The sequence below is a fragment of the Mycolicibacterium vinylchloridicum genome (assembly GCF_013404075.1).
In the GTDB taxonomy this organism is placed as follows: Bacteria; Actinomycetota; Actinomycetes; order Mycobacteriales; family Mycobacteriaceae; genus Mycobacterium; species Mycobacterium vinylchloridicum.
Genome location: NZ_JACBJQ010000173.1, coordinates 1 through 1,435, shown reverse-complemented (window position 1 = coordinate 1,435; position 1,435 = coordinate 1). Strand labels below are relative to the sequence as shown.

Annotated in this window: 1 protein-coding gene; it reads left to right on the top strand. The window is 61.7% G+C overall.

The window, feature by feature from the left end; translation table 11 throughout:
- The first annotated feature begins 136 nt into the window (after positions 1-136).
- Complete coding sequence (locus tag HPC46_RS34375) at positions 137-1,330, top strand: restriction endonuclease subunit S domain-containing protein (RefSeq protein ID WP_179476433.1); 1,194 nt, start codon at positions 137-139, stop codon at positions 1,328-1,330.
- Positions 1,331-1,435: the final 105 nt, after the last annotated feature.

Sequence of the window (1,435 nt, the reverse complement as noted above, 5' to 3'; positions counted from 1 at the left end):
CCGAATCCCTGGCCCAAGTCTGAGGAGCACGACTGGGAGACCGCAGTCGCCGACTACCAGGAGGCCCGTACGCTGCGCGAAGAGGCTGTCGCGAAGATGTCCGAGGTGCTCACCCGCGCAGGTATCGGGGGCTTTGATGCGTGAAAGCGGCTGGACAACGAAACCCATGCGCGCGGTCCTGAGGCTCTACAAGCCGCCGCGAGCAGTCCACGCTCCCCAGGACCAGGTCAGCACTCTTGGGATTCGTTGGTACGGCCTAGGGCTGTTCGCCAAACCGGGGCGACGCTCTGACATAAAAGGGGAGTCTTACTACCAGCTGAAGCCGGGGACCCTGGTCTACAGCAAGCTATTCGCATGGAAGCAATCGTTTGGAGTCGTCACCGACGAGTTCGCCCACCTCATCGCATCTAACGAGTTCCCCCAGTTCGACGTCGACCGCGAGCTCGCGACCCCCGAGTACCTCGCGCTGTACTGCTCATCGCCGTCGTTCGCCCAGGAAGCGCTGATGAAGTCAGACGGAGCCACGGCTGTCAGTCGCAACCGCCTCAGGATTCCAGACTTTCTGGACTTACCCGCGATCCTGCCACCACCCGGAACCCAGTCCAGGATCGTCGAAACCGTCGCCGCAGTCGATGACGCGCTCGCAGCTACCGAGCGCGAAGCCAATTGCCTCGCCGCGCTGCTCGTCATGCGCCGCGAGGTGCTCACCAACGACCCCAGGCACTCTCAAGTGATGGCAGAGAAAGCCTTCGAAATCCGGCTCGGCCGTCAGCGCTCCCCAGAACGCGCCACGGGGCCATCGATGACCAAGTACTTGCGTTCAGCAAATATCGGACACGACGAGCTGCGCCTCGACGACGTGATGGAGATGGACTTCAACGAAAACGAGCGCGCGCGACTGTCGCTCGAAGTCGGCGACGTCTTAGTGTCCGAAGGCAGCGCAGGTGCTGACGCGGTTGGCATGCCCGCCGCTTGGAACGGTGAGATCGAAGGAGCGGTATGTTTCCAGAACACTCTCCTGAGATACCGCGCAATTAAGAACGTAACCACGCCGGAATTCGTCAGACACTGGTGCCTGTGGGCTTACGAATCTGGCGCGTTCCGCAACAGTTGCCCGCCCGGCGTAAACATCCTGCACATAGGAGCCACCAGAGCCAAGGCCATGCGGATCAGGCTGCCGAGCATCGACGACCAACGGGCCATCGTCGATGAGCTGGAACCGCTTACCACGGCGGTGGCCAGCCTCAAAGCTGAGGTAAGCCGACTTCGGGATGTGCGGGCCGCACTGCTCGACGCTCTACTCACTCGCAAGGTCGAAGTCGTAGCGTGACAAAGGCATTACAAGCAGCTCAGTCCTAGAGGGTGCTTCCGCAGGGAAGGCGCCGTGGATGCCGGAATAGTGCAGCCTCCCGATATGTGCCGTTTGCCAGCCTTC

Coding starts and splice junctions, on each gene's coding strand:
- HPC46_RS34375 (WP_179476433.1), top strand. CDS start 137: ATGCGTGAAAGCGGCTGGACAACGAAACCCATGCGCGCGGTCCTGAGG.